General features: G+C 67.6%; 4 protein-coding genes. 2 read left to right on the forward strand and 2 right to left on the reverse strand.

Going from position 1 to position 4,439, the window contains the following annotated elements:
• The first annotated feature begins 122 nt into the window (after nt 1-122).
• Together I55_RS17495 and I55_RS17500 are read left to right on the forward strand one after the other, a co-directional pair.
• Nucleotides 123-1,526: an MMPL family transporter gene (locus I55_RS17495; protein ID WP_049974229.1), complete on the forward strand. Its 1,404-nt coding sequence runs from the start codon at nt 123-125 to the stop codon at nt 1,524-1,526.
• Between the two features lie 96 nt (nt 1,527-1,622).
• Nucleotides 1,623-2,096: a VOC family protein gene (locus tag I55_RS17500; RefSeq protein ID WP_044561867.1), complete on the forward strand. Its 474-nt coding sequence runs from the start codon at nt 1,623-1,625 to the stop codon at nt 2,094-2,096.
• A 65-nt stretch (nt 2,097-2,161) separates the two neighbouring features.
• Here the strand turns inward: I55_RS17500 and I55_RS17505 are convergent, their stop codons facing one another.
• On the reverse strand, nt 2,162-3,751 hold the full coding sequence (locus I55_RS17505; protein ID WP_044561868.1) for an inorganic phosphate transporter: 1,590 nt from the start codon (nt 3,749-3,751) through the stop codon (nt 2,162-2,164).
• Nucleotides 3,752-3,855: 104 nt separating this feature from the next.
• Nucleotides 3,856-4,439 (reverse strand): HAD family hydrolase (locus I55_RS17510; RefSeq protein WP_049974230.1); only part of this gene is annotated, 584 nt, incomplete at its 5' end.

Here is a 4,439-nt window from a genome sequence, read left to right on the forward strand (position 1 = left end):
TGGCCCATGATGATTGGCCGAGGCCCTGACCCCCCCCGGGCGGGCGTGGGCCGGGGCCTGACATCGCGGGCGCGGCCACCGCGCCCGGTTTCCTGGCGTTCTGGCCCACCGATTATCGCGGCGTGTCGCAGCTGGGCATCATCGCCCGCGTGGGCATGGGCATCGCCTTCCTGCTGTCCGTCACCTTCCTGCCCGCCCTGCTGATGCTGTTGCGCCCCAAGGGGGAGCATGTGGAGGTGGGGTACAAGGCCCTGGCGCCGCTGGACCGGTTGGTGCTGAACCGCCGCCGCTGGGTGCTGGGTGCTGGCGCCGTGCTGGCCGTGGCCTGCGCCGCCTTGCTGCCCCGCCTGTCCTTCGACTTCAACCCCCTGAACCTGCGCAGCCCCAAGACGGAAGCGGTGTCAGTGGTGCTGGAGCTGATGAAGGACCCGCTGTTCACGCCCAACACCATCGATGTGCTGGCGAAGTCCGAGGATGAGGCCCGCGCGCTGGCCGAAAAGCTGTCCAAGCTGCCGGAGGTGGCGCAGGCCATCACGCTCAGCGACTACATCCCGACCGACCAGGACGCCAAGATGGCGGCCATCAGCGACGCCGCCCTGTTGCTGGGCCCCAGCCTGACGCCCACCGACGTGCGCCCCGCCCCCAGCATCGAGGACGTGCGCCAGTCCATGACCGGCATCGTGGCGGCACTGGACAAGCTGAACCCCGACGCCGCCACCCCGGCCGGCGCGTCGGCCCTGCGCTTCAAGAAGGCGCTGGAAGGGGCCCTGGCGGCCCCGGCGGAAAAGGTGGTGCCGGCCTTCCAGCGGGCGGTGGAACCCGGCCTGCAGACCCTGCTGGCCCAGGTGAATGACAGCCTGCAGGCGACACCCGTGACCTTCAAGGACCTGCCGGACGATCTGCGCCGCGATTGGGTGGCCGACGATGGGCACGCCCGCATATCCGTCTTCCCAAAGGGCGACGCGAATGACAACCAGGTGCTGAAGCGCTTCGTGAAGGCGGTGCGCACCATAGCACCCGACGCCACCGGCACGCCCATCAGCATCCAGGAAAGCAGCGCCACCATCATCCACGCCTTCCTGCAGGCGGGCATCCTGGCCGTGATCCTGGTGACCATCCTGCTGGCCATCACCCTGCGCAATGCCGGCGACGTCCTGAAAACCCTGGCGCCCCTGGCGCTGGCGGCATTGCTGACGCTGGCGGCCGCCATCCTGGCGGGCAAGCCCATCAACTTCGCCAACATCATCGCCCTGCCCCTGCTGTTCGGCATCGGCACGGCCTTCAACATCTACTACGTCATGGCCTGGCGGCAGGGGCAGACGAACCCGCTGACCTCCAGCCTGACGCGGGCCACCATCCTGTCGGCGCTGACCACCGGCACCGCTTTCGGCAGCCTGTGGACCAGCCACCATCCCGGCACCGCCAGCATGGGTGAACTGCTGGTGTTCTCGCTGGCCAGCATCCTGGTCACCGCGCTGCTGTTCCTGCCGGCCCTGCTGGGGCCGCCCAAGACGCCGGCGGAATAATTCGCGGGAACGATGTCGGCGGCGACGGTCGCCAGTCGTCCTTGGGGGAGAGGCGCATAGTAGGCTAGCGCCTTCCCCCGGAAAAAGGACGAGAACATGCCCAAGCTAAGCCCATTCCTGTGGTTCGACACCCAGGCGGAAGACGCGGCACGCTTCTACATCGACGTCTTTCCCAATTCCCGCATCACGGCCATCAGCCATTACGGCGAAAACAGCCCCGGCCCCATCGGCACGGTGATGACGGTGGCGTTCGAATTGGATGGCAAGCCCTTCACGGCGCTGAACGGCGGCCCGCACTATGAGATCAACGGCGCCATTTCGTTCGTCATCGACTGTGCGACCCAAGCCGAGGTCGATCGCTACTGGGACCTGCTGTCCGCCGACGGCGGCAAGGTTCACGCCTGTGGCTGGCTGACGGACAAGTTCGGCGTGACCTGGCAGGTGGTGCCCGACGGCTTCGTCGAGCTGGTCACCAGCCCGGATCCGGTGACGGCGGCCCGTGCCATGGCGGCCATGCGCCAGATGATCAAGCTGGATATCGACGCCCTGCGCCGCGCGGTCGCGGGCTGACCCCCAAAAGCGACGGGGGCGGCCCTGGTGCGCCGCCCCCGACACTGAATGGATTCAGGTCGACCTTAAAACACCTGGCGGAACAGCCAGAACAGGCCGCCGGCTAGGACGATGGACGCCGGCAGGGTCAGCACCCAGGCCATGGCCATGTTGCGCACGGTGGACCACTGCAGGCCGGAGCCATTGGCAGCCATGGTGCCGGCCACGCCGGACGACAGCACGTGGGTGGTGCTGACCGGCAGGCCGAAGGCGTCGGCGGCGCCGATGGTGGCCATGGCCACCAGCTCGGCCGAGGCGCCCTGGCCATAGGTCAGGTGCTCCTTGCCGATCTTCTCACCCACCGTCACGACGATGCGCTTCCAGCCCACCATGGTGCCCAGGCCCAGCGCGATGGCCACACCCACCTTCACCCAGGTGGGGATGAAGCGGGTGGCGTGGTCGTAGCGGCCCAGCAATTCCTTCAGCACCGGTTGGTCGGCGGCGTCGATGGCCGGATTGCCCTTCTTCTGGATCAGGCGCAGGGCCTCCGCCGACAGGTACATGTCGTTGCGGACGTTGCGCACACTTTCCTGCGGCACCTGGGCGATGGAGCCGTAGGCGCGAATCTGGTCGGCGATGCTGGCCGTCAGGTCATGGACGCCGCCCATGGTGCTGTCGGTCAGGGTGCGGGTGCGCACGAACTCCTCCACCGCCTTGCGCGGATCGGCCGGCGTTTCCTTGACATAGTGGCTGAGCACGTCGCCGGCGCGGTCGAAGGTGGCGATGTAGGCGGGCGTGTCATTGATGGTGACGGCGCGGTTCAGGGCGTAGGCGGTGGGCACCGTGCCGATCAGGATCAGCATGATCAGGCCCATGCCCTTCTGCCCGTCGTTGGAGCCGTGGGCGAAGCTGACGCCCGAGCAGGTCAGCACCAGCAGGCCGCGGATCCACGACGGCGGGGCCTTCCTGCCTTCCGGCGCGGTGAACAGCGTCTTGTCCTTCACCAGGGTGCGCATGATGATCAGCAAGGCGGCGGAGCAGAGGAAGCCCACCAGCGGCGACAGCACCAGCGACCAGCCGATCTTGGTGGCCTGCGCCCAATCGACGCCGCTGGTGGCGGTGCCGCTGCTGGCCATCAGCTGATTCATCAGGCCGACGCCGATGATGGAGCCGATCAGCGTGTGTGAGCTGGAGGACGGCAGGCCCAGGTACCAGGTCCCCAGGTTCCACAGGATGGCGGCGATCAGCAGGGCGAACACCATGGCGAAGCCCGCGTCGCTGCCCACTTGCAGGATCAGTTCCACGGGTAGCAGGGAGACGATGCCGAAGGCCACCGCGCCGGTGGAGAACAGCACGCCGGCGAAGTTGCACAGGCCCGACCATACCACCGCCACGTTGGCCGGCAGGGAGTGGGTGTAGATCACCGTGGCCACGGCATTGGCCGTGTCGTGGAAGCCGTTCACGAACTCGAAGCCCAGCGCGATCAGCAAGGCCACGCCCAGCAGCACGAACGGCAGGATGGAGCGGGTGTCGACCCCGCTGAGGTCGCTGATCAGATTGACCGCCATATAGCCCAGGCCGACGGTCATCAGGGCCAGGAACGCCAGGGTTCCATACCGCGCGGCCGGACCGCCGGAGTTGGCGACGGGGGAATTCACGGCTTCAGCATGGGCCATGGCACCGGTCCTTCTTGAAAAACAAGGTCCTGCACCCTACGGCGCGAGTCATGACAACTTTATGTCGCACGGCCCATCATTTGGTTAATAAATCACCAGACACCTCAACCGTTGAGGTAATCCAGAAGCAGAAGAAGGTCCGCCAGTCCCCGCACATGGTGGTCGGCCCGACCATCCCAGCGGACCCCCGGCCGCAAGGTCTGGGCCGTCCGCATGCCCAGGCGCCAGCCGGCGGCCAACTCCGCCTCCGGATTGTCACCCACCACCAGAATCGCGCCGGGATCCAGCCCATGCCGGGCCAGAACGCCGCGGAAGATGGCCTCCTTTCCCAGGTGCCCGGCCTCATCGATGGCATCGACGTGGACCTCGCGGAAATGACGGCGCAGGCCCGTGGCGGCGACCTTGCTGTCCTGCAGGCGACGAAAACCGGTGGTCACCAGGAACAAGGGCAGGCCAATGTCCGCCAGCAGGCCGGCATCGGGATAGGCCGCCATGGGACCGACGACCGCCACGCTGGCCGTCGCGGCCCAAGCGGCATCGCGCATGGCCGGGGTGAAGCCGTGGACACCGGCCACCACGTCCAGCGGCAGGCGCCAGATATCGGCGAAGGCCGCCGCCAGGGCACGTCCGTCAGCGCGCCGTCGTTGGTGGCGCGGATGGCGTCNAACACCGGATCCATCAGGCCGGG

Origin of the sequence: Azospirillum sp. B4 (assembly GCF_000333275.1) — a bacterium.
Taxonomy (GTDB): domain Bacteria; phylum Pseudomonadota; class Alphaproteobacteria; order Azospirillales; family Azospirillaceae; genus Nitrospirillum.

What these genes read in the sequence shown, in the direction of transcription:
- I55_RS17500 (WP_044561867.1), top strand. Translation starts at nt 1,623, where the DNA reads ATGCCCAAGCTAAGCCCATTCCTGTGGTTCGACACCCAGGCGGAAGAC.
- I55_RS17505 (WP_044561868.1), bottom strand. Translation starts at nt 3,751, where the DNA reads ATGGCCCATGCTGAAGCCGTGAATTCCCCCGTCGCCAACTCCGGCGGT.